The following is a 23,981-nucleotide window of genomic DNA, read 5'->3' as shown; positions in this document are numbered from 1 at the left end:
TTGCGGGTGAGACACCGGCAGAGCCAGCGAAGAACGAGCCTGCGTTGCCCTCACCTTCCCGTTCATCAAAGCGCACCCGCAAGAGTGCTTGAGTGCTCGTCTGGATCATCTATATTGGTTTTATCTTATGGGCAGGCGGATATACCATCTTTGCCTGCCCTGTTCACATCTGGGTGCAAGCCCGCCCTTCTGGTTGTGAGAGCTACCCCCCGGCGATGCGCATTGGTATCGTGGGGTTTGGATTGCGGTTGAGACACCGGCAGAGCCGGCAAAGAACGAGCCTGCGTTGCCCTCACCTTCCCGTTCATCAAAGCGCACCCGCAAGAGTGCTTGAGTACTCGTCTGGATCATCTATATTGGCTTTATCTTATGGGCAGGCGGATATACCATCTTTGCCTGCCCTGGTCGCATCTGGGTACAAGCCCGCCCTTCTGGTTGTGAGAGCTACCTCCCGGCGATGCGCATTCGTATCGTGGGGGGTTGGATTGAAGTGCGATAGAAGCCATCGCTCGTGATCGTACCGTCAGGCTAGCGATGTTCGCTACTGAACACGTCGTCGTATCTCTTTCCGGAGAGGATACTGTTTCCAGCCGGGTTGCCCGTAGCGCATCGTTTGGCGTGCGGCAGCATGCTGCCGCAACAGCCGTGCTTCGTGACAGGCGTATATGATGCCGCTAACCCTGCTGGTCACGGGGATACGGTGTGTGCCCGGCACGATCATGTGGTCTGTAGGTGATTAAAGCGACAACTTCTACCCTACCACAACACCGGCTTTAGCTGGTGCTGCCTCACCATTACCACCACCGGCTACGCAATATTCATGACCTCCACGCCATTCTGCGCCATATGATGCAGGAAGAGGACATGGTGCAGATCGCCGTCGTGGGCGTAGATGCCCAGGTTGCGCGCAACTTCTACCGGCGTATCGAACGTATCAACCGCATTTGCCGCCACAATAACCCGTCGCTTGAGATTAAGCGCATTCGCCTCCAGGCGCAGGTGCATAGCCGCACTATACACACACAGATCAGTACAATCGCCAACCAGCACAAACGTATCAAGCTGGGGATGCTCGGCCAGCCACGACCCAAAGCGAGTACCCAGATGAGAACTGAGCGAATTCTTCTCAATCACCACAATCTGATCGGCGAACGGCAACTCGGCCAGCTCACGAATCGTCTGGCTCTCGGCAGTACCGGCGAGGCAGTGGGGTGGATACGCGGCAAATTCTGGCGTCGCCGGATCGTGGGTGTCCTGCGTTAACACAAACGCACGTACCCCCAGATCGTAAGCGCGCCGGAAGATCTGCACAACCGGCTCAATCAGAGCACCCACCCGTGGGCCGGCCAGAGGACCCTCTTTGCAGAAGCCGTTGATCATATCAATCGAGCAGAGAGCAACGCGCTCTGGGGTAGTGCCAACAATCGTCGCCAGATCGACCTGGGGCAGATTCGTGTACCACGCTTCCAGATAGTCGAGAAATGGTGTACTGCGCCGGGCCAGGTCTGTAATCGCAGCCATGACTCGCCTCCTTTCTTTGGTGTAAAACTGACACTATTGTACCACGCTTTGATCACCCCGTCAAGGGGAGATTGTTGGGGGACTGAGCGAAGAGATCGGTAGACAAAAACCCTGTAGCACAGACATCTTTCCCGCGCATGAACCTGTCAACTACCTCCTATCTCCTATCCTCTATCTCCTATCTCCTACCTCCTACTTCCTACCTCCTACTTCCTATCTCCTATCTTCTATCTCCTATCTTCTATCTCCTATCCCACGCCACACTGATGAGGTTTCAAGTATAATGAAAGCATCCTGGACTGTTCAGGACCGGCTTGTCCAACGTGGTGGTACAGGTATACGTGACATCGAGCCATACCAGGCTGAGGGAGGGATACACACATGGTGCGCGAGCGATATATTCGGCAGATCAGTGCCCTGCGCGAAGATTTGCTGCGGATGTTCAGTATGGTCGAGCAGCAGTTGCTGCGGGCGATTCGCTGTCTGGAGACGTGGGACTCGACGGCTGCGGCGCAGATTATCAACGATGATCGGCAGATTGATGATGCCTGGCGTGCGCTCGAAGAGAGTGTGATTCACGTGCTGGCCACCCAACAGCCGGTAGTAGCTTCTGATTTGCGTCTCACCAGTGTGGTGTCGGCGATTGCCAGTGAGCTTGAGCGGATTGGTGATTACGCGAATAGCATTGCCAAGCGGGTCCGGCGGGCTTCGCGGCGTGCAGTCTTCATTCCGCCACCTCCCCAGATTCACGAGATGGCGCAGTTGGCACTGCAAATGTTGAATACCAGCCTGGAGGCGTTTTTGCGGCAGGACGCTGATCTGGCTCGCTCGCTGACTGCCCACGATGAGCGGGTTGATGAACTGGAAGACACCCTCCGCGAGTTGATCATTGCCGAGGCGCGTCAAGACCCGGATCGCTTTGAGGCAGCGCTCGATCTCCTCGATATGGTGCATGCGCTGGAGCGAACTGCTGATCGGGCGACAAATATCGGCGAGCGTGTGATCTATCTGGCGACGAACAGTCAGACAACATTGAATTGAAGTCGATCCTTCATGTCTGGTGATAGTGGTGAGGAGTGGCCGTTGATGAAGCGTATGGGCTACTCTCACCCCGGCAGGTACGCGCTGTGACACAGGCACACTCATTGATGAATGTCGCTACGGGTTGACTGGCCCGCATCCCTTTGAAATCCTGCTGCATATCGAGTATTATTGCTAGTAGATGTGACGAGCGCCGGCGCTTTGATCAATCATCGCCGGCGCTCGTGTGTGAGTCTGGCAACAGTTATGTATTCCAGGTGAGGCAACTGTGAGTCGACCAACCTATCTTCAGGCGTTAGCCGAACGGGTTTTGATTTTCGACGGGGCCATGGGGACCTCGATTGATACCTTCGATCTGACAGCCGCTGATTACGGGGGCGAAGCAACGTTTGGTTGCCGTGATTATCTGGTGATCACGCGCCCTGATGTGATCGAGGCGATCCATACCTCTTTTCTTGAGGCCGGCTGTGATGTGCTTGAGACGTGTACGTTCCAGAGCACCCGGCCACGACTGGCCGAATGGGGGTTGGGCGAACGCACGGTCGAGATCAATCGGGCGGCTGCCGCGTTGGCCCGTCGTGTTGCTGATCGGTTCGCCGCTCGTGATGGTCGGCCACGCTATGTTGCCGGTTCGATGGGGCCAACCGGTAAGTTGCCCTCTTCCGACGATCCGGCGCTGAGTGATATTACGTTCGCCGAGCTGTCGGATATTTACTACGAGCAGGCAATCGGTTTGATCGAGGGTGGTGTTGATCTGCTGCTGGTCGAGACAAGTGTTGATATTCTTGAGGTCAAAGCTGCTCTCGACGGCATTCGGCGGGCGAAGATTGATCTTCAGCGACCCGATATTGCAGTGCAGGCTCAGGTGTTTCTCGATCTGTCGGGCCGTATGTTGCTCGGTACTGATGTGCCGGCTATGATCGCGACGCTCGAAGCAATGCCGGTTGATGTGATCGGGTTGAATTGCAGCACCGGCCCCGAACATATGCGGGCGGCCATTCAGTATCTCACTACCCACTCGCGCAAACCGATCTCGTGTATCCCGAACGCCGGCTTACCGCTAGAGGTCGATGGCCGCACGGTCTATCCAATGGAGCCGGAGCCGTTTGCGGCTATTCTGGGTGAGTTTGTGCGTGAGTATGGAGTCGCTGTGGTCGGCGGTTGCTGTGGTACCCGTCCTGCCCACATTGCCCGCTTGCGCCAGATATTGGGTGACGCACCGCGCCCGAAGCAGCGGCAGGTTGAGTATATTCCGAGCGTGAGTTCGGGGATTCGGGCTGCCGCATTACGCCAGGACGCAACCCTGACCATGATCGGCGAGCGCCTGAATACGCTCGGTTCACGGAAGGTGAAGCGCTTACTGCTGCGTGATGATTACGATGGCGCTCTGGAAGTCGCCCGTGAACAGGTTGAGAGTGGCGCGCATATGCTCGATGTCTGTGTAGCCATGACCGAGCGCAATGACGAAAAAGAGCAGATGACGCGCCTGATCAAAAAGCTGACGCTCAACATCGAGCTACCGCTGGTCATTGACACTACCGAGGCCGATGTTCTCGAAGCAGCCTTGTCGATCTATCCCGGTCGTGCACTGATCAACTCGGTCTCGCTTGAAGGCGGGCGTGGCGCTAAGATTGATAAGGTGTTGCCACTGGCAGCCCGCTACGGCGCAGCCGTGATCGCGATGACCATCGATGAGGAGGGCATGGCCCACACTGCTGAACGCAAGGTCGCCATTGCCGAACGCATCGCCCGCATCGCTCAAGAGGAATACGGTATTCCCGCCGAAGCGCTGGTGTTTGATGTGCTGACCTTCCCGATTACGACCGGTCAGGAAGAGTTGCGCTATTCGGCCATCGAAACGCTGGAAGGGATTCGCCTGGTCAAGCAGCGGATTCCCGGCTGTTTCACCACGCTTGGTGTCAGCAACCTGAGCTTCGGTGTTGCCCCGCATGCCCGTGCTGCGCTCAATTCGGTCTTTCTCTATCACGCTGTGGCTGCCGGATTGGATACCGCGATCATCAATCCGGCGCATGTCACCCCGTATGCCGAGATCGATCCGGCTCAGCGCGAAGTGTGCGAAGACCTGATCTTTGCTCGCCGCGAAGATGCCCTGGCACGCTTTATCGCCTATTTCGAGCAGCATGCGGCTTCGCAGGATAATGAACGCGAAGACCCAACTGCTGCGATGACGGTTGATCAGCGCCTGCATTGGAAAATCCTGCATCGTAAGAAGGAAGGCATTGAAGACGATATCGATCAGGCGGTTGATCAACGCTTGCAGGCGAGCGGTTTGCGCTTGAGCGATCCGGCGGCAGCGCTACGTAACGAACACGGTACCTCACCGCAAGGGCAGGCTGCGGTTGATGTGCTGAATACGGTTTTGCTGCCGGCTATGAAAGAAGTTGGCGATCTGTTCGGGGCTGGTCAGCTCATCCTGCCGTTTGTCTTGCAGAGTGCCGAAGCGATGAAGAAGGCGGTTGCCCGCCTTGAACGCTACCTTGATCGGATCGAAGGCGCAAGCAAAGGGAAGGTGGTGCTTGCCACCGTGTACGGCGACGTTCACGACATTGGCAAGAATCTGGTCTACACCATCCTCTCGAACAACGGCTACACGGTCTACGATCTCGGTAAGCAGGTACCGATTAATACGATCATCGAGAAAGCGCTCGAAGTACAGGCCGACGCTATCGGTCTCTCGGCGCTGCTGGTGAGTACCAGTAAGCAGATGCCGCTCTGTGTCCAGGAGCTGTACCGCCGTGGAATTCACATTCCGGTTCTGGTGGGTGGAGCGGCGATCAATCGTCAGTACGGTCAGCGGATCACCTTCGTTGATGATGAAGAGCCGTATCCTGCCGGGGTCTTCTACTGCAAAGATGCGTTCGAGGGATTGGAGACGATGGATCGCCTGAGCGATCCGGCGACACGCGAACAGTTTATCGAGCAGACGATCCGCGAGGCGGCGAATGTGCTTCACCGGCGCGTAACCGGTCGGGTCGCGCTCACCGAATTGGGTGAAGCGGCAAAAGCCAGTGCCGATGGTGTGCGGTCGGCTGTGCGCACCGACGTACCGGTACCGGTACCTCCGTTCTGGGGATGGCGGGCAACCAGCCGTATTCGCCTGAGCGACGTTGTGGAGTGCCTCGACCGCAACAGCCTGTATCGCTTACAGTGGGGGGCAAAGAACGCCAAAGGCGCCGAGTGGGAGCGCCTGCGCACCGAGTTTGATCAAAAAGTCCGGGAGCTGATCGCTGAAGCCGAGCGCGATGGCTGGCTTCAGCCGCGTGTCATCTACGGCTACTTCCCGGTGCAAAGTGATGGGCTGGAATTGATTGTCTACGATCCGGCAGATCGCCGTCGGGAACTGACGCGCTTCGTCTTTCCGCGCCAACCCGCCCGTGAACGGCTCTGCATCAGCGACTACTTCCGCAGTGTAGAGAGTGGCGAGTACGATCTGGCGGCATTCCAAATTGTTACCATGGGTAGCGCGGTTGATGAGCTGGTTGAAACCCTGCAACAACGCGGTGACTACAGCCGTAGCTACTACATCCATGGCCTGGGTGTCAGCCTGGCCGAGGCGCTGGCAGAGTACACCAACCGCATCATCCGCCAGGGCCTGGGCCTTGATGAACGGCGTGGCAAGCGCTACTCGTGGGGCTATCCGGCCTGTCCCGATCTGGCCGAGCATGCCAAACTCTGGCAGATTCTGCCCGGCGAAGAGATCGGGGTAACGCTGACCGAAGCCTTCCAGTTGGTGCCTGAGCAGAGTACGGCTGCCATCGTCGTGCATCATCCAGAAGCGAAGTACTTCAGTATCGGCAGCGCGCTCGAACGTGCAGAGATGGATCAGCGCGGTGATGATTAGATATGGTTTGCCTGGAGTGGATAGGGGCCGGTTGTCTGATCGGTAACACACGTATGTGGTGTTGAGCGTAGTGGGTGCGGAATTCCGGCTTCTGCGCTCCAGAACTGTGATACACGCAATTCCGTAGGGGCGGGTTCAGAACCCGCCCCTACGGAGTCTGCCCCTGCGGAATCCGCTCTTACGAAACCAGTTCCTACGGATCTCGTTAGGTCAGGTAATGATTGGTTAGCAATTTACTCCACGAGTTGTAATTTCACCAACGCTTCTCAGTTGTGGCAGCAGGTGAGTAGCAGTAGTGACGTACATCATCTGTGGTGCGGGTGTCTGGAACTTATTTCATAAAAGTTGTACTGTCAGCTACCCGACCATTACACAGGTGCATGGACGCTTGCCAATGACTAATGATAGTTTGTCCTGCGTCCAGGCTGCCGGTATGTAAAGCGAGGCAGGCTGACGACCATCGCCAGTGCCCTCGCTCGTTGGATGGGGTGCCTTACCTGCCTGTCATGCGCGTGACGCAGCGTTTGGAGTGCGGCAGCCATGCTGCCGCGCCAGCCGTGCTCACGATCCGGTGCGTAGCATGCCGTTGATCCGGCTGGTTACGTGGATCCAGGGTGTTCTCTCGTGATCCTTGAGTCGCTCGGCAATGAATGAGATAACTTCTAGTAGATGTTTTTTGAAATAGGTTCTATTCTGCCTTTGACAAATCCTCTCTTCGTGCCCTGCACGTGAGAGATGAAAGCTACATTACTATTTTGTCATCAAGTACCCCCTTTCTACCCCCCAGTCCTATATGCATATATAGCCAAAAAGTCATGTAGACCTGCCTGAACATACTGGTTATCTTCAAGATGAACGAAACTTCATCTCACACCAACGAGGTAGGGTTTACAATGACGAAAATTTCATATTCGGTACGCTGGCTGATCGCCCTTAGCATCCTGCTCATCTGGACAGCAACACCCGTTCGAGCTGCTGGCGTCGTTGGTAATGGTACTCCAGCGAGCTGTACCGAAGCCGCACTACGGGCTGCTGTAGCCGGCGGCGGTCGTATCACCTTCAACTGTGGCCCTCAACCTGTCACTATTACCCTCTCCAGCCAATTAGAGTTACGTCAGGATACTGAGATCGACGGCGGTGGCCCTCAACAGGGTGGCCGGGTGACGCTGAGTGGTGGTGGGCGTACCCGGATTATCTGGCTGTACGATGTGACCCTCACCATTCGTAATCTGACCCTGGTTAATGGGCGAAGTGTGGAAGGTGGCGCGATCCGTTCCGCCGGTCTCAACTCCCGCGTCTTCATTTACAACAGTATTTTCCGTAACAACGATAGCACTGCCGGCACTGATGAAGAGGGCGGTGGAGCAATTTCGATGCACTTCGGCCAGTTACACATCGAAGATAGTTTGTTCGAGAATAATCGGGGTATTAACGGTGGTGCCATCTATAACCTGCGTTGTCCGATCACCGTGCTGCGCTCGATATTTCGGAATAACGATAGTTCGCACGGCGGTGTGGTAGCGAATTTTGGCTTCGGTGGTGCCATCTACAACGACGGGGCCGGCCCGCGCGATGTTGGTGGACAAATTCTGATTCGGGACAGTATCTTTATCGGCAATAAGGCGCGTAACTTTGGTGGTGCGGTGTATTCATACCTCTACCATCCTGATCGCTCTGAAATTGAACGTAGCTTTTTTGCCGATAATGTGGTGTACCTCAACAGTAATGGCCGGGCCAGTGGTGGTGCTCTGGTTCACCATAATGGCCCATTAACCCTACGCGACTCAACGTTCGTGAATAACCGCTCTGAAGATATTGGCGGAGCAGTTCTGGTCGCACAATCGACATTCCATGCGGGCTGGAATACTGCTTTGTTGAGCAATTTGACCGTCGTCGGTAATCGGGCCGATGCGCCGAATGCCGATAAAGGGAACGGTGGCGGTCTTTACTTCAGTGGTGGTCAGGCAACGGTCGTCAATGTGACTGTGGCGCATAATTACGCTGATCGACTGGGTGGCGGTATCTACAATACCTCTAACAACAGTGCCGATGTTGAGTTGCGAAATGTGATTGTGGGTGCCAATCGTATCGGCAGTTCTCACGACTCGGTGCAATGCTTCGGCACGTTTCGCGGTAGTCGTAATTTGCAGAGTCCGGTTGGCCGGGCCTGTATTTCCGGGATTACGCAGGCCGATCCGCGAGTTGATACAGCGGTTGCCGCTCACGGCGGCCCGATGCCCACGCTTGCCTTGCAGGCCGGTAGTCCGGCGATCAACGCCGGTGCCAGTTGTCCGCCGACCGATCAACGCGGTGCCCCGCGGGTTGGTGCCTGTGATCTCGGTGCGTTCGAGTATGGCTCGGCTGCCCCATCTGCCAGTCTCGAACCACCGACATTACTTGGTTTGAACAGTAATGGTGGGCCGCTTGTCCAGCTCTCGTTTACGCCGGTCAATGGTGCTGTGCGCTACGACGTGGAAGCACGACGCTCTGATGGTGTGGTCTGGATGTTGCAGTTACTCAACAACAGTGTGTTGCTCGATCAGGGGCAGTATACGTTACGCCTGCGTGCCTGCAATGAGCTGGTATGTAGTGATTTCAGTAATGGGGTGGGAGTCACCGTGACGCAGTCCCCCATCAAGTCATTCATCCCCCTGGTCGGGCGGTAGATCGGCAAAATCAATCACGCGATTGCGTCCGCCGCGCTTGGCTGCATAAAGCGCGGCGTCGGCGCTTTGGATGAGGGTGGTGATGTGATACTCACCTCTCTCATACGTAATGTAGCCAATCGATATGGTCACCGGTCCTATCAGTTGGTTGGCGAACGTGATTCGGCGCTGCTGTACCGTATTGGCGAGTTGCTGTAAGCGAGTACGGGCAGTTTCCCGATTGACTCCCGGTAGTATCAGGACAAATTCCTCGCCACCGTAACGGCAGGCCAGGTCGCTTTGACGCAGATGCTCGCGAAAAATTACGGCCAGTTCGCGCAAGAGAACGTCGCCGGCGTCGTGGCCATACGTATCGTTGAATTGCTTAAAATGATCAATATCAATCATCGCTATCGTCAGCGGTAACTGCTCGCGCTGCGCCCGGTGGAGTTCCCGTGGCAGACTGCTCTCCAGATAGCGGCGATTGTAGAGGCCGGTCAGCGGATCGATGATCGCCTGCTCACGCAGGGTGGCTCTCAGTTCGAGGTTGGACAACGCCAGTTTAATCGTATCGCCGGTCATAACAATCAGTTCGCTTCGTGGTAGTTCCTCGCCGGCAATGTGCAACAGACCGTAAATTTCACTCTGCACAACAAGAGGGATACAGGAGGTGCAGGCCGGGGTGTTGCTGTGAATATGTGGGCAGCGAATGCCTGCATTGGTACAGGTGCGATGGATTAATCCCCGGCGTAGCGCCCAACATTCATCGATGGTCATGGTTGCCGGTGCAAGGTCTGCTTCGCCCCATTGGGCCAGTAAATTGAGATTGGCCGTTCCGGCCTGACGTACCATCAGATACCCACTCTGGCGTGGAAAGATGCGTTGCAGGCTGAAGGAGATGACCTCCGCCGCTTCCGTTGCGGTCTGACAAACCTGCAAGAGGTCGTGTAATTCGTTAACCATCATGATTTCGGCGGTCTGGCGGCGGGCTTCGACGATGGCTTGTTCGAGGCGCTGATTGGCTTTCATCAGTAACTGCTCGAAATGACGACGCTCGCTGATGTCACGGTTGACGGCCACGATGCCGGTGGGTGTGCCTTGTTTATCACGAATCAGTACGACAATTGAATGGATCGGCACATACTGCCCATCGCGTCGCCGTTGCTCCACTTCACCTTCCCAGCGTCCGCTCTGCCACAAAATTGCAGTCGCCTCTTCGGAATTGGTGTCGGCGAAGCGTGTTTCAATACGTTCACCTAAGCGCCGACCAATCATTTCGCTGGCCGACCAGCCGTATATGCGTTCGGCTCCACGGTTCCAACTGGTAACGACATAATCGAGATCGGTCGCAATGACGGCATCAACAAGTTGATCAAGGAGTTCGGCTTGCTGTCGTATCTTTTGATCGAGCTGCTGCTGAGCAGTTATATCACGCCAGATCGATACAAAGCCATTGGCGAGCTTGCCGGCATGCAATTCGATATGCCGCTGCACACCATGACGATCAAGGAGGGTCGTGGTACGTCGTACCGGTGCTCCTGACTCAACCAGGTGACGCAGACTGGCAAAGGTGCCGTCGTTGGTAAATTCGGGCCAGAGATCGAGCATGCGCTGGCCGAGCAGTTCTTCGCGTCGATACCCGGTAATCTGACACATTGCCGCATTGACAACCAGGATTTGTGCATCAACAATCTGGTTCCGCGGGTTGCGAATGACTTCATACATGCCAAATGGATCAGGCAGTGTTTCAATCGCAGCCCGGAAGCGCGTGTCATGTTCCGTTGTTGGAAAGGTGCCGGCGTAGCCGAGAATCCACTGCCGTACCGGGTCTATCGTGATCAATTGCAGGTGATAGGTGGTCGTGTTGGTGGTTATTGTGACATGCTCGCCATCTAGCGCACGCCGGTAGCTCTGCTGCCAGCGCTGGTGCTGAGTGACATCACTTTCGTCCGGTAGCATTCGTGTACCGGTACGAATTGGACGAGGTATGTCTGGTGGGGATTGAGTAATGAAAGCCGGATTAGCGTAGACGAGACGGTAGCCGGTATCGACAATCCATACTGCGAAAGGCAATTGATCAAGTATGTCAATTGCCGCTACAGTGCTTAATTCCGGCCAGCGCGACTCAGGGGTATCGGATGGAGGGGTTGCTGGTGTCATCGCGCTCTCCTGCGACGCGAGATCGATGCTTTTTTATATCATAACTCATTCCTATCATATTGAACGAGAAGATTTATTGATACTCAGAGGCAATGAATAAACTCGATCCTGGTTACTACCTCTGCTGATTGGTGGCCTGCGCATGAGCTGCCGGGCATACTATAGCGATACGGTTGGATCGCCGATAGTATGCCAATCCGTCACCATAGACAGCCGTCTCCACAAGATACCGCAGAGAATACTGACTTCGACAATCCCGCTGGCAACGGTAGCTATCGGCACTGCCAGTACTCCCACTATCGGCCATAGCAAGGTTGCTACGCCAATCCTGGTCAGCAACTGGACGCCGTTCGCAAGCAGGGGGGTACGGGCATCGCCGAGGGCCACCAGAGCGCGCCCGGTAATTTCGACGATGACGTAGATCGGTAGCCCAAGTGCAAAGAGTTGGAGAATGGCAAAGGTCAGATCACCCGCAGCACTATCGAACGCTCCGCGCTCGAAGATCAGACGAATCAACCAGCGTCCACCTCCGATCAGGGCAAGTGCGCTCATTGTCGCAAGGAAAGCCGCAGTTGTGATGGTGGTCAGCCAGCGTTGCTGAAATAGCTTGCGATCACGACTGACCGCCGCTGCGGCGAGGTACGGAAAGGCAGCCTGGCCGATTGCAATGCCGCACAGCCGCTGCGGTAGGTGACCAAGCAAGAGCGCGTTGTGCATTGCACCTAGTCCGGCGGCCTGTCCACCCAGGCTGGCAACCGCTGTATCAACAATCGCGTTGCTGTAGTTGATGGCACCTGAAATGGCACCGGGAATCGCCAGACGGAGTGTGCCGCGTACCAGCGGGTCGTTGATCTGCCAGGCCGGACGCACATGCAGACGATGGTGCCACAGGCCAGGAATCAGAATCAGCAGTTGAATGACCGAGTCGCCGAGCGAGCCGATGGCTACAGTGATGATGGTTGGTTCCGGCAGCAATAGCGAGAGAATGATCATCGTGTTGCGCAGGGCAATCCCGGCTGCCGGTAAGAAGAACTGGCCACGGGCAATCAAGACCGCACTGAGCACGCCTTCGGCGACCAGGAGCACAAGTTCGGCGAGCATAATTCGGGTCAACAACGTAGCCAGCGCCTGGGTTTGCGGATCGAGTCCCGGTGCGACGAACCAGCGGAGCAACGGTGGGGCAGCCAGCCAGAGGATAAAGGTGATGGGTATGACAACGACCAGCATCAGGGTGAGCACCCGACTTACCAGCAGCGAGATCGCACGCTGCTGGGTACGCGCAGCCAGTAGCAGGTGTGGCACAAGCGCATTGGTCAACGCACCACCGGCTATCAGGGTACTAATCGTTTCCGAGAGACGAAATGCTGCGTATAACGCTGCCGCCTCTTCGCCAATCCCAAAGTGCGCGTTGAAGAGTATCTGGCGCACAACACCCAGTGCGGCTGAGATGAGGAAGGCTGCCATAAAAATGAGCGAACCTTCTGCAGTTGAAAGCGGCAGGGTTGACCATTCCCGCAGCGGCACGGTGCGGAGACGGTGCCAGATGGTTGTTGGAAAGTATTTCTGAAAAAGCATGTTGATGATATGGGAATGAGTTGTAACAGTAATCTCTTTGTATGCCCGTTTGAGAGTGGCCGGCAATTTCAGTATTGTCCGTCAGATGAGGCACAGATTGGCGTCTGTGCTGTTATTCCTGTAGTGCCGATCAGATGTCACCGGATCACCCCAGTACGTACTCTCCGCAATCGGTCATGTCGCTATGACTCCTGCAATCGTTCCCTCCGCATGGTGATCCTGGTCGATTATAATAGATCAGGGCAAAGCTGACCATATGAAACAGACTGTATGCTTCCAACACCACGCCTCCTCATGCTCGTATTGCTGGCTGTACCGTTGATTGCCGGTGCAGCGTTTGTACCGTATCTGGCCTGGGTCGCAGTCATCTACCTGGTGGTGGTTGGTGGCGTGCTGGTTAGCGATGTCTTGCTCTCACCGCGACCTGACCAGATTGATGTTGAGCGACTACACGAGTCGCGGCTGTCGCTGGGTACGGCCAATCTGGTCACCATTCTGGTAGCCAATACCTCGGCTCGACCATTGCGCTTTGTTGTGCGGGATGAGTATCCGGTCGAGATGCCGGTTGACGTTGATTTGCTGCCGGGAGAAGCCGGGCCGTTTGGTCTCTGTGAGCTGCGTTATCATCTGCGCCCACAACGGCGTGGCGATTATCAGTTTGGTGATATTGTCATGCGTTACGATGGGGTACTCGGCTGTCATCGGCGGCAGGTGCGCTTCCCGGCTAGCCGACCGGTGCAGGTCTACCCAAATCTACTGGAAGCACGCAAATACGATCTGTTGATCCGGCGCGGTCAATTACGCACGATTGGTTTGCGCTCGATCCGGCAATTGGGGCTGGGGGGCGAATTTGAGCATCTGCGCAACTATACGACCAATGACGAGTATCGCCGGATTAACTGGAAGGCTACTGCTCGTCGTGCGCAACCAATTGTCGCCGAGATTGAGGCCGAGCGCAGTCAGCATGTCATTGCAGTGATTGATGCCGGGCGATTAATGGCGGCACCGGTGGCCGATCCGTCGCATCCTGACGATCCCGGTCTGACCCGCCTCGACTACGTTGTGAATACAGCGTTGATGCTCAGTTTTGTTGTCCTTGGCAAAGGTGATTATGCCGGTATGCTCACCTTTGCCGGTCAGGTTGAGAACTTTATCGCACCACGCAAGGGTAAGGCACAGTTCCATCGCCTCCTCGATGCGCTCTACAATGTCCAGCCGCAACTGGTAGAAGCCGATCTGCCGGCAGCCTTAACCTATCTCGATCAACATCAGCAGCGGCGTGCGCTGATTGTTATTTTTACCGATCTCTCGCATCCGGCGGCTGCACAGCCGCTTATCAGCCATCTGCGCCGGCTGTCGCGTCGGCATTTACCGTTGTGTGTGACGATCAGTGATCCTAATATTACTGGCGTTGCCGGCCATCCGGTACAGGATAGCCAGGCCCTGTTTCGCCGGTTAGTCGCAGAACAGTTGGCCGATGAGCGGCGAATGATTCTTGATCAGATTCAGCGTAGTGGTGCGCTGACGCTCGATGTGCCGGCGACGGCCCTGACCGTTTCGGTTGTGAATACCTATTTGCGCCTGAAAGAGGAGGCGCGGTTGTAAGAGGTTATTTATCGGCTCGTTGAGCTGATCCTTAGCGGGTCTGGTACTGAGACTGGCATGAAATATCTCATCTTTTTCTTGTTCGCTACCACTACCTGGTGGTCCTGGTTATCACCAATGCAGACATTGCCCATCCGCACGGTCGAGGTTGGCCGTTCGGCTGAGGGACGCCCGATAGAGGCAGTCATATTTGGTGATGGCCCGCGTAAACTGGTCGTGATCGGGGCTACGCACGGTGCGCCGGAGGCCAACACCTATCAGTTGGCGCTGGCACTGATCGAACATTTTCGCGCCAATCCTGCCGACATCCCGCCCGAAGTACGTCTGGTCATTATTCCGGTCCTCAATCCCGACGGACTGGCCCGCGGCTGGCGGTTTGATGCTGCCGGTGTTGATTTGAATCGGAATATGGACACGTCCCACGACGCCTGTCCAGACAATGACTGGCGGCAGCGTGTGCAGGGTGCGCGAGGGATCGTCTCGGATACCGGTGGTCCCTACCCTGATTCGCAGATCGAGAGCAGGCTCATCCGGGCCTTCTTGCTGGATGCGGCAGGGGCTATCTTTCTTCACTCGAACGCCGGTCTGGTCTTTCCGGCCAGTTGCGAACATCCGCCCTCAATCGCGATGGCCCAAATCTACGCCGCAGCCGCCGGCTATCAGTATGCTCGCTTCTGGGATCGCTACACGATTACCGGCGGTATGCACGATTGGGCGGGTGGTCTGGGGATTGCCGCGATTACCCCTGAACTGGTGACCGGTAATCAGCCGGAAGTCGCCGAGAATCTGGCCGGTTTACGGGCAGTCCTGATGAATGCGCAAGAGGTGTTACCCTTACCCGCAGAGGGAGAGGTTAACGACATGACGGTACCGGCTGTCATCTATCGTTTCTGGCAGGCGCTTGGTGGTGAAGCGCGGTTTGGGGTGCCATTAGCTCCGGCAGAGGCAACGGCGACCGGTTTCCGCCAGCGCTTTACACACGCAGTGATTGAGATTGATGAGACGCAGCGCGATACCGTTCGTTACGTGCGCATGGCTTCCCTGGGCAGCGAGGCGATGACCGCACGTGCGTATGGCGGAACCGATGCGATTGTGGAAGCTGTTCCCTGGCCTGCCGGGCCATTCGCTGACTTCTGGCAGCGACATGGTGCATCCCTGGTGTTTGGTGATCCGCTGAGCGAACCGTTCGAGACCCGCCTGGCCGATGGCAGTCGTCGTATCGCTCAATACTTCGCTCGTGCGGTCTTGCTACTTGATCCGGTCAGCGGTCAGATCGATCTGGCGCCGCTCGGCCTGTGGGACGCGGCGCGTGCTGAACTTGCCTTGCCTTCGGCGCCGCAGACCATTCGTTAGCTGTTCCCTTCAATCACCGTCACCCGTCCGCATGCCGGGCAGGTTCGTGCTTCCGTCTGGCGGGTTGGGCCACCCGGCAGACGTGATCCGCACGGACAGACATAACCGGCCAGACGGGCCGGATTACCCATCACCAGCCCATAATCAGGCACATCACGGGTAACGACCGATCCGGCGGCAACCATCGCGAACCGTCCAATGGTGATACCACAGACAATGGTCGCATTAGCACCGATACTGGCGCCGTACTTCACCAGGGTCGGGGTGACCGTCCAATCCTCCAGGCCTTTCAACGTACCATCAGGGTTGATTGCACGGGGTGTTTTGTCATTGGTAAAACAGGCATGTGGTCCGACAAAGACGCCATCTTCGATAGTAACCCCGCGAAAGACTGAGACATTGCTCTGAATTTTGACGCGACTCCCAACCCGAACACCTGCGTCGAAATAACAGCCTTTCCCGATAATCGACTCGCTGCCAATAACCACATCTTCACGAATTTGCGTCCAGTGCCAGACTCGCGTATCATCGCCGATTTGGGCCTGCGGATCGACTGTTGCAGTGGGATGAATAATAGCCGGCCTCATGATGATGATCTCCTCACTACTACAAGAAAGCGGTTCCTGATTGCAAATGCTGGCGTACCCATTGCACGATAGCATTCATATCGATCTGTTCGGGAAAGGTGGTGTCAACCGTCAGCAGTGGTCCTCCGAGCGGTAATGGTGGAATATCGCCGCGGCTGCGCACCAGTTCGAGATCGGCTGGCGACCGATCATCACAATGGCCGGGGTGACGCGCTCCCTGTGCGATGCGGGAGAGAATACGTTCAACCAGGACATCACCGCTGGCAACACAGCGAATCTGGATCGGAGTAAAGGGGGCAATTGTGTGCAGGTTTTGCATCCGTTCGGTATCGAGGTCTACCCGAAAATTGCTCTCCATAATCAGCGACTGACCACTCTGCAAGATTGTTGCCGCAGTATGGTAGAGCATCATGATCGCGGTTGCACCCACCCGGCGTGACCATTCCCGATCTGACCATCCTAACCCGTCAAACATCACCTCTTTGAAGGCATCTTTGCTCAGCAGCGGCAGGCGTAAGCCGGTGGCCAACGCCTGCGAGAGAGTGGTTTTACCGGTTGCCGGATGACCGGTCACGATGATCAGAGCTGGTGTTTGCACAGATTTTATTATATCAAAGACAAGCGTTACAAAAGTGAGTGCCAATTCGCGAGGAATATCGAAGCAAGTATAAAGTGAAGATACAATACCGCACTTGCACTACAGTTGTATATCGTGATCAATTCTCCTGACTTTCCCTCCAAATGAGGTCATGTACAAATGTGATAATTAAGGAACGTCATTCTTCCAACCTTCCATGTCATATTGTGATACAAGTACTGGGGAAGGATCATCTTCCCCAGTACTCCCTACAATCACATTTACCCTACACCCCGATCTCCACTCTGTTAGCGTAGGATCACCGGTACAAAAATGTCGTAGCTTGTCGGATTGGGATTCGGTGGTGCCGTAATCGTTACCGTCCGAATAATACCATTCGGCGGAGAAACATTTTCACCCCGGTTGTTACTGCGTCCCTGCGCATCTTCACCGGTAAGGGCATTGTAATCAACAACAATCCCAACGTCGTATGTACCCGGTTCGCCGAAGATCGCATTCCAGTCAACAGGCGTGCCTCCGCTTGCGGTTACCCAATCGGCAAACGGAACGGTATAGGTAGCCCCTGGATTCATGGCTTCTTTTGGTACTTGCGCCGATACCGTCGCACAGTCCGGGGTCGCACCTGCGCCGGCGTTCGGGTCAGGTGCCGGCACTGCCGTCAATGCCGGTGTTGATGGATTGGTTCGTTTCACGATACAGAGGTCGACAAAGAAACCACCACCGCCGACAGCAGCCACTACACTGCGAGTAGCACTGAGATCGTTATTGCGCAGATTTCGCAACGTGAGTGCAATGTTCGTAAAACTCCCACTCGTTGTCTGGACATTGAAGGTGTCGATTAAAATGTCGGGCTTAGCCGCGACAACCTTCTCAACGGCGAAGTACAGCAGTTTCGGCGTATAGGAGTTCTGACCGGGGTCTTGAATGAACTGCGCCCGATACTGCATACAGGTCGCCTTAATCTCTTCACCGGGGAACGCATTAATCAGGCGCACAACATTCTCGCCGTTTTTGGAACGTAATACAGGATCGGTGGTATCTCCATCAAGATCACGCCAACGTGATGGGTTGCTGGTGGATGTAGAGGGATTAAAATCGCTCTCGCGGCAGGTGCCACTTGTCACCACTGCCCGGAACTGAATCCGAATATCAGCTTCAGGGTTAGCCAGGGGGGGATTCAAGTCGGTAAACCACTTCATTGCCAGGAGTCGCGAGGTTTCACCCTGGGTTAATACTGAGAATGGTTGCGAGTAATACCAACCCTCTGAGGCGCGTATAGTGCCGGTGGTCTCGTTTGCACCACCCACCCCGCCAACAAAGATGGTGTTGGTTGGCTGGTTTGATTGATTCGAACCCCCGATGACATACATCCATGCTGCATTTACTTGCGTCGAGCCGCTCGCTGGCGGCACAGCCGGAACCAGCGCAACAGACGCATTGAGTCGACGATTCGGCTGGGGAAGAACATAGTCATTATTCTCGTCAAACCCTACGAAATAGTTACTGCTACTGGTTAAATCTTCGAGCAGAAATTGATCGTTGTAAATGGCAACCGGAATAGTCGCCGTGGCCCCGGCAGCTCCCGGTGTGCCTGTTGATGTAGATCCGGTCACGTAGTAGATGCGGTTATTGAAGCTAATGCCGGTAACACCCTGCCGTCCCTGAATACTGATCGCCTGGCTACCGCCGCTACCGGTACGGGCAACCTGGTTTGTCCAGGTCAGTGCGCCGGTTGTTGGATTGATGTCGGCCCGGTATACTGATGTATTCAGTGTCGTGCACTCAATATCGGTACAACCCCCTAGCAGGAAGATAGCGTCTTGCTGTACCGGCACACCACCTTCGATACGGGTGGTCCTGGCGGCGATAGCGGTACCGGAATGCAGGGCAAATGGTAGATCGGCCAGTCTGGCCCAGACGGTCGCCGATCCAGCAGAGGTTGGATGGACAAGATTACCGTTGGTGTCAACTTTTGTATAGAAGACGTAAGGATAAATATCTTCCTGCAAAAATTGTGCGGGCGCAATGCTTAGGCCGCCAATAGCGTAGATGAAATCAATCCCGGCACTGGTACGCACATGAACGACCTGCACATTTTGCACTCCACGCAGTTCGGGGAAGTTTACATCCGTGATAATGTTTCCATTATCATCGAGGGTCGGGAAGCGCCAACTGTTCTGTGCGCTCCAACCAATGATGTCACCGCTTGCATTTACTGTCGCTCGCTGCACCAGATTGGTGGAAAAATCATATGTCTGGCAGTCAGTATCGTACATACTGCCACCGATCACAAAGATGAAGCCAAGATTTGTCCCGCTGGTAGCCGGTACAGCAACTGCCCCTGCCCGTGATCGCCCTGCCAGAGGTGTGTCACAATCAGGGCCGGGGTCAGTGGGTTGGATCGCAAATGCGGCGAACGTATCGTTGCCGTTGGGGTACGGCTCTGCCCGTGCAACCAGTTCACCGGATTCCTGATCAACAATGCCGCGATAGACGTAGGATGAACGGTTTTCTGCTTCTGCATCTGGGCTGGTTGCGCCACCGATCACAAACAGGTATCGATCCAGGGCAACGACCGGCGCATCACTCAATGGCTGGGGTAATGTCGCAGTAGCAGTACGCCAGTTGTTGCGGTTCAAGGCTCCCACAGGAGCCAGCTCGATTGCGCCGATCTGATCGGGGTTTGTTGGTGAATCAGGTGTTGCCGCGACGACTGTGCGCTGGAACACGCCACTGGCAAACTCGGCCTGGGTATTGTCGATGATTTCGGTAACTCCAGTTTCATCCTCAAGCGCTTGAACAGCAACTGGTGGTAGCAGCACAAGCAGTAACGCAGCACCGATAAAGAAGAACGCAAGCAGCCGCAATGGTCGGTGCAAACGGGAAACAATTCTCATCAGGAACCTCCTCGCAGCCAGTGTGAACCTGATAGCGCAGTTGATGGGGAAATGACGTAATGATACACAAAAGCCGCAGAGACGCACCATGGCATCTCTGCGGCACAACCCTACCTACCTAGTTTACACTACATACATTCCCGTCAAGGCGCAGGCGCAGATTCTGCTCAATTGTCGAGATGAAGCCGGCCCCCTGCCCACTTGGTTCAAGCACAACTACCATATCAGACTGGCTCGAACTGCCGTTGAAGAGCTGGCTATACATCCGTGGCATCGCCGTGGGCGGGTCGAGCGGGTGGCGGTAGAAGAGATAGGCCTGCAAGCGGTAGGTACCGCGTGGAATCTCCTCGAAGGTGTAGCGCACCCGACCATCGGTACCAGCCACAATTGGTGTCCGATAAACACTTCCGGTCGAGAAGTCTTCGAGAATGACCTCACCCACGTTCGGATAGCGCAAACCACCAACCGACTGGAAGTGATTGCCGGGAATAGTTCCGCGCCATTCACCATCACTGCCGCTGATACAAGGTGCACCTTCAACCTCGGCGTTGATAGCCAGCATCATCCGATCTACATTGGTCAAGCCTTCTGAGTCTCGTTCAAGGCTCGATGCCATATAGAAGTGACGGGGTGTTGAGGCAACGCCATCTTTCAGACCAACTGTTGGTACAGTTGAAATCGCCAGTACGTAGATATCGGTCTGTACAGCCTGATTAGACTTAATCTTCGTGGCTTCCTGTACCATCTGAGTAATTGGTCGATCACGGCCCTGGTATTTACCACCGATCTCGGTAGTTTGACACGGAGCGTCATCAGCTACACCAGAATAGCGGCACGGGTGACCGGTCGGGTAAGTAGTCATGCCACTCTGACCACCATTCAGGTTACCATTGCTCGTATTGAGGAAGATATTGGCCAAACCATCGGTAACCAGAATGATTGCCCGTCGATAGGTCCACTCTCGTCCGAGTTGTGTCGTTCCTGTCGGTGCGCGTCCGAGCAGTTGACCAACCCGGTAGAATGCACCAGCCGTATTGGTACCACCTTGTGACAGATATGGATCGTTGTTGACTTTACCGGCATCTAACACGGCTCGATCAAGCGCGGCCGGATCAGAACTGAAACCACCCAGCATAATCCGGCTTTCCGGTACATCCTGGTTAAACCAAACGATGGCCATTTGATCGATTGGGCGAGTGGGATCGTATCCCGGATTTCCGGGCATATTGGTTTGTTTGATCAAGAGCCGAACCGCCTCTTTCGCAACATAGATACGGCGCTCTTCGCGCGGAGTCCAGGCAAAGTTTGGTGAACCATCACAACTGGGGTCATCCGGAAACGGCCACCCGGGCGGGCCGGTAATGCACTGGCGGGTTTGCCCATTGAGCTTACCTTGACCATTGAAGTTCATGCTCATCGAGCCGGTTGCGTCGAGGATAACTACATACTGAACCGGCGGGCGATCATTAGCCACGATTTGATACTCCGGCCACAGCTCAACACTACCGGTCAGACGTACGATGCTGGTATCTTCAGGGGGCGGTGGTGTAGCCGAACAAGCCGTACCCTGCCGATCAGGATCACCGAGGAAGATAAAATCCATGTAGGGGCGGTTACGCTCACGTCCATATGCTGTCATAACAAAGAGGCCAAAGCGGACAACACGATAGGCTGCATTCGATCCCTGGCCAACGGCAACGTCGTAGATTGGCAGGATCATGCGCGTACCGTTGCTGATGTGCGCATCGAGTGCAGCCCGCCGATCATTGCTGGCAGTGAAGCCAGAGCTGCCATAGACCCAGTCGCCGACATTCAGTTGACCGGGCTGTTCAGGATAGCCGGTGGGTTGGGGTAAATTCGGGGCCGGCCAGGGTGTAACTTCCATAAACCCTTTTGAGAGCGAACCGGTACCGCTCAATGCCAGCTCCAGCTCCTGGGCGCTGTTAGCATTGGCACCACTCGCTCCTCGGCCATTGAGCCAGCGCAGCCAGCCGAAGCCACCAGGCACGTTGTTTTCGGTCAGGTAGAGCCGCATCGTGGTATAGCCCTTGTACGTGCCGCTGGTGAGCTTTTGCCAGTTGTTATCAATCTTCCCATCACCATTCTGATCGCCCGGGTTGCGGAATTCATTGCCACTGATGTAGTCGTTATCAATGGCAATCGGATACACGCCATCTGTGGGCGGACAGGTGCCGGCGTAGGCGGTTGCGGCAATCGGCAACTGGTTTTGATTGACAACCCGGGCGAAGAAGGTATCTACTTCACCCTCCAGATTGACCTGAATATAGGCCACATTGTCCGGGGCTACCGTACCATCGCGGGTGATTTGGGCACCACCCTCAATCGGTTCGCCACGGGCATTCAAATAGTAGGCCTCCATCCGAATATTCGGGTTGTTGGCCAGATCGATCCCGTTTGAGCGGAGCGAATTGACAATCGAGTCGTAGATAACCGTATTGGTTGTCCCGGCCGGTCGGCGAATATAGGTATTCATCGCCGACAGCGAAGCAGCGTTAGCTGCGGCTACAGCGCGTCGCTCCTCAGAGAAGGTGCGCCCGACGTCAACCGACAGCGCAACCATTCCGATTAAGACGACGATCATCAGGGCCAGGAGCGGGATGCTCTGCCCGCGCACCCGTTTGAGCGGGCGATACGTGTGTGTTCTCTTCACCATACTTTCCTCCAGTTGCTGCGTTGACACCATAGTGTAGGAGCGTGACTTAAACGGTGGCGGGCTGTCGTCTGTCAGCCGACAAATTGACTACGAATAGGCATCGTGTGCGTAACGCGCAGAATAATCTCCTGTCCGAATGCCGGTGCGAATGGGAAGAAGAGCCGGTAACGATAGCGAATAGTTACTCTGATCCAGCAATTCTGACCGGCGTTGCGCATATCGACCCGCGGTGTCGTAGTTGCGCATGTTCCACTCAGGTTCGCTGGATTGGCACCTTTGGGGTTTTCAATAATCACAAAACCATTTGGATTCGTCGGGTTACTTGCATTGAAAACAGCCGTCTGGTTGGCATCATCCACCCCGTCGCCATTCAGATCAAGCAGATTTGCTACCCCCATCGGCTGGGTGCCACCGGCAGTACGAATACGACGAAAAATTTCGGTATAGTTCAGGGTTACTGCGGTCACTTGGCCACTGCTGTTGGTAACCACCACCGGATAGCTACCATAAGTGGCACCTTCCTGGGCTGCGGCCCGTAACGCCTGAAGCGTAAAGAAGATCAGACCGAGATCAACGGCTGCGGCGAGCAAGAGAAAAATGACCGTAGCCGAGAGGGCAAATTCAACTATCGCCTGGCCGACTGTTTTGCGACGACGTTTCGTGTTCATCATGTCCCCACTCTCCTACGGTTGCATCAGCACTTGCATCTCTTGCCAATCGGCAACATTGCGGGCACAGGCTACGCCACGTGGATTTCTGGGATCGACGCCCAGGTTCTCAATCGAACGGCGCTGCACGACACGCAGGTTGAGCGTGCCATCTTGCAGCCCAATCAAGTCGAAGAGCGGCGTAATGCTCCGTACCGGGTAGTTAATCTCGATCTCAATCGGCCCGCGGTCGTTGAGATTTCGAGTTTGACCACCATTCGGATAGCGAATGATGACATAATCCTCAATCCGCCGTCCCTCATTCCCGCTGCCATCGAACAGCACAATGTCCGACCGGATCGCTTCCATAATCCCGCGCACGCAGGCATCTGCTGTAAAGCCGGGATAATTAGCCGGCGGGTTGTTCCGCAATTGTAGCCAGCTTTCGTATGGCGGCAATTGCGCGGCTGCCTCGGCACCATTACGTGCCGCCTGCGATACCATCGAATAGGCGAAGATCAGATAGCCGAATTCGATGATACCAAACAAGACGATCAGCATAACCGGCAGCAAGAGTGCCATCTCAACGATAGATTGTCCGGGTTTGTTCTGCATAGCACGCACTCCCGCAAAAGCTTTTGCTCTGGTTATCAGTATAGAACGGCTCACAGGATGGTTGAATAGTCCGAAGGTACCGGCTTTTTTACAAGGGCATGACGGTGGATTCTGGCCGGGAATATACTGCGAGAAAGGATAGCACAGGCTTTGTGCCTGTGCCATGCTCTAATGTTCAGTCTGTTATGAATCAGACCCCTT

The 23,981-nt window shown here is 55.5% G+C and carries 14 protein-coding genes; 5 read left to right on the top strand and 9 right to left on the bottom strand.

The features are described 5' to 3' along the window. Positions 1-807 precede the first annotated feature (807 nt). On the bottom strand, positions 808-1,521 hold the full coding sequence (locus CAUR_RS20550; protein WP_012259746.1) for a cysteine hydrolase family protein: 714 nt from the start codon (positions 1,519-1,521) through the stop codon (positions 808-810). 381 nt (positions 1,522-1,902) lie between these two features. Here CAUR_RS20550 and phoU point away from each other — a divergent pair, with 381 nt between their 5' ends. From phoU to CAUR_RS20535, 3 genes are all read left to right on the top strand, one after another. Next, positions 1,903-2,562, top strand: a complete 660-nt coding sequence (phoU, locus tag CAUR_RS20545) for a phosphate signaling complex protein PhoU (RefSeq protein WP_012259745.1) — start codon at positions 1,903-1,905, stop codon at positions 2,560-2,562. 268 nt (positions 2,563-2,830) lie between these two features. Beyond that, positions 2,831-6,424, top strand: a complete 3,594-nt coding sequence (gene metH, locus CAUR_RS20540; RefSeq protein WP_012259744.1) for a methionine synthase — start codon at positions 2,831-2,833, stop codon at positions 6,422-6,424. Between the two features lie 893 nt (positions 6,425-7,317). Further along, entirely contained in the window at positions 7,318-9,090 is a 1,773-nt protein-coding gene (locus CAUR_RS20535; protein ID WP_012259743.1) for a choice-of-anchor Q domain-containing protein, read from the top strand. On the opposite strand, the gene CAUR_RS20530 is transcribed toward CAUR_RS20535, so the two are convergent. Together CAUR_RS20530 and murJ are read right to left on the bottom strand one after the other, a co-directional pair. After that, on the bottom strand, positions 9,064-11,229 hold the full coding sequence (locus CAUR_RS20530) for a diguanylate cyclase (protein ID WP_012259742.1): 2,166 nt from the start codon (positions 11,227-11,229) through the stop codon (positions 9,064-9,066). The two genes, CAUR_RS20535 and CAUR_RS20530, sit on opposite strands and share 27 nt — an antisense overlap. A gap of 159 nt (positions 11,230-11,388) precedes the next feature. Next, positions 11,389-12,804: a murein biosynthesis integral membrane protein MurJ gene (murJ, locus tag CAUR_RS20525; RefSeq protein ID WP_012259741.1), complete on the bottom strand. Its 1,416-nt coding sequence runs from the start codon at positions 12,802-12,804 to the stop codon at positions 11,389-11,391. Between the two features lie 270 nt (positions 12,805-13,074). Here murJ and CAUR_RS20520 point away from each other — a divergent pair, with 270 nt between their 5' ends. Continuing rightward, positions 13,075-14,409: a DUF58 domain-containing protein gene (locus tag CAUR_RS20520; protein WP_012259740.1), complete on the top strand. Its 1,335-nt coding sequence runs from the start codon at positions 13,075-13,077 to the stop codon at positions 14,407-14,409. Between the two features lie 57 nt (positions 14,410-14,466). Beyond that, a complete protein-coding gene (locus CAUR_RS20515) occupies positions 14,467-15,762 on the top strand; it encodes a M14 family metallopeptidase (RefSeq protein ID WP_012259739.1) in 1,296 nt (431 codons plus the stop codon). Here the strand turns inward: CAUR_RS20515 and CAUR_RS20510 are convergent. The 6 genes from CAUR_RS20510 to CAUR_RS20485 all read right to left on the bottom strand — a co-directional run bounded on the left by CAUR_RS20510 (position 15,759) and on the right by CAUR_RS20485 (position 23,780). Then, entirely contained in the window at positions 15,759-16,349 is a 591-nt protein-coding gene (locus CAUR_RS20510) for an acyltransferase (RefSeq protein ID WP_012259738.1), read from the bottom strand. The genes CAUR_RS20515 and CAUR_RS20510 overlap by 4 nt on opposite strands. Positions 16,350-16,368: 19 nt before the next feature. Beyond that, on the bottom strand, positions 16,369-16,947 hold the full coding sequence (locus CAUR_RS20505) for a P-loop nucleotide/nucleoside kinase family protein (RefSeq protein WP_012259737.1): 579 nt from the start codon (positions 16,945-16,947) through the stop codon (positions 16,369-16,371). Positions 16,948-17,234: 287 nt separating this feature from the next. Continuing rightward, entirely contained in the window at positions 17,235-19,844 is a 2,610-nt protein-coding gene (locus tag CAUR_RS20500; RefSeq protein WP_012259736.1) for a hypothetical protein, read from the bottom strand. 118 nt (positions 19,845-19,962) lie between these two features. Then, a complete protein-coding gene (locus CAUR_RS20495; RefSeq protein WP_012259735.1) occupies positions 19,963-22,518 on the bottom strand; it encodes a VWA domain-containing protein in 2,556 nt (851 codons plus the stop codon). Positions 22,519-22,589: 71 nt separating this feature from the next. Continuing rightward, positions 22,590-23,189, bottom strand: coding sequence for a TadE/TadG family type IV pilus assembly protein (locus CAUR_RS20490; protein ID WP_012259734.1), 600 nt, complete (start codon positions 23,187-23,189; stop codon positions 22,590-22,592). 12 nt (positions 23,190-23,201) lie between these two features. Next, the gene (locus CAUR_RS20485) at positions 23,202-23,780 is read right to left on the bottom strand and encodes a TadE family protein (RefSeq protein ID WP_012259733.1); all 579 of its coding nucleotides are present in this window, start codon (positions 23,778-23,780) and stop codon (positions 23,202-23,204) included. Between the last annotated feature and the right edge of the window lie 201 nt (positions 23,781-23,981).

Source organism: Chloroflexus aurantiacus J-10-fl, from assembly GCF_000018865.1.
In the GTDB taxonomy this organism is placed as follows: domain Bacteria; phylum Chloroflexota; class Chloroflexia; order Chloroflexales; family Chloroflexaceae; genus Chloroflexus; species Chloroflexus aurantiacus.
The sequence above is the reverse complement of the archived record's forward strand: the minus strand, read 5'-3'. Positions and strand labels throughout refer to the sequence as shown.

What these genes read in the sequence shown, in the direction of transcription:
- CAUR_RS20550 (WP_012259746.1), bottom strand. Translation starts at nt 1,521, where the DNA reads ATGGCTGCGATTACAGACCTGGCCCGGCGCAGTACACCATTTCTCGAC.
- phoU (WP_012259745.1), top strand. Translation starts at nt 1,903, where the DNA reads ATGGTGCGCGAGCGATATATTCGGCAGATCAGTGCCCTGCGCGAAGAT.
- CAUR_RS20535 (WP_012259743.1), top strand. Translation starts at nt 7,318, where the DNA reads ATGACGAAAATTTCATATTCGGTACGCTGGCTGATCGCCCTTAGCATC.
- CAUR_RS20530 (WP_012259742.1), bottom strand. Translation starts at nt 11,229, where the DNA reads ATGACACCAGCAACCCCTCCATCCGATACCCCTGAGTCGCGCTGGCCG.
- murJ (WP_012259741.1), bottom strand. Translation starts at nt 12,804, where the DNA reads ATGCTTTTTCAGAAATACTTTCCAACAACCATCTGGCACCGTCTCCGC.
- CAUR_RS20520 (WP_012259740.1), top strand. Translation starts at nt 13,075, where the DNA reads ATGCTTCCAACACCACGCCTCCTCATGCTCGTATTGCTGGCTGTACCG.
- CAUR_RS20515 (WP_012259739.1), top strand. Translation starts at nt 14,467, where the DNA reads ATGAAATATCTCATCTTTTTCTTGTTCGCTACCACTACCTGGTGGTCC.
- CAUR_RS20510 (WP_012259738.1), bottom strand. Translation starts at nt 16,349, where the DNA reads ATGAGGCCGGCTATTATTCATCCCACTGCAACAGTCGATCCGCAGGCC.
- CAUR_RS20500 (WP_012259736.1), bottom strand. Translation starts at nt 19,844, where the DNA reads ATGAGAATTGTTTCCCGTTTGCACCGACCATTGCGGCTGCTTGCGTTC.
- CAUR_RS20495 (WP_012259735.1), bottom strand. Translation starts at nt 22,518, where the DNA reads ATGGTGAAGAGAACACACACGTATCGCCCGCTCAAACGGGTGCGCGGG.
- CAUR_RS20490 (WP_012259734.1), bottom strand. Translation starts at nt 23,189, where the DNA reads ATGATGAACACGAAACGTCGTCGCAAAACAGTCGGCCAGGCGATAGTT.
- CAUR_RS20485 (WP_012259733.1), bottom strand. Translation starts at nt 23,780, where the DNA reads ATGCAGAACAAACCCGGACAATCTATCGTTGAGATGGCACTCTTGCTG.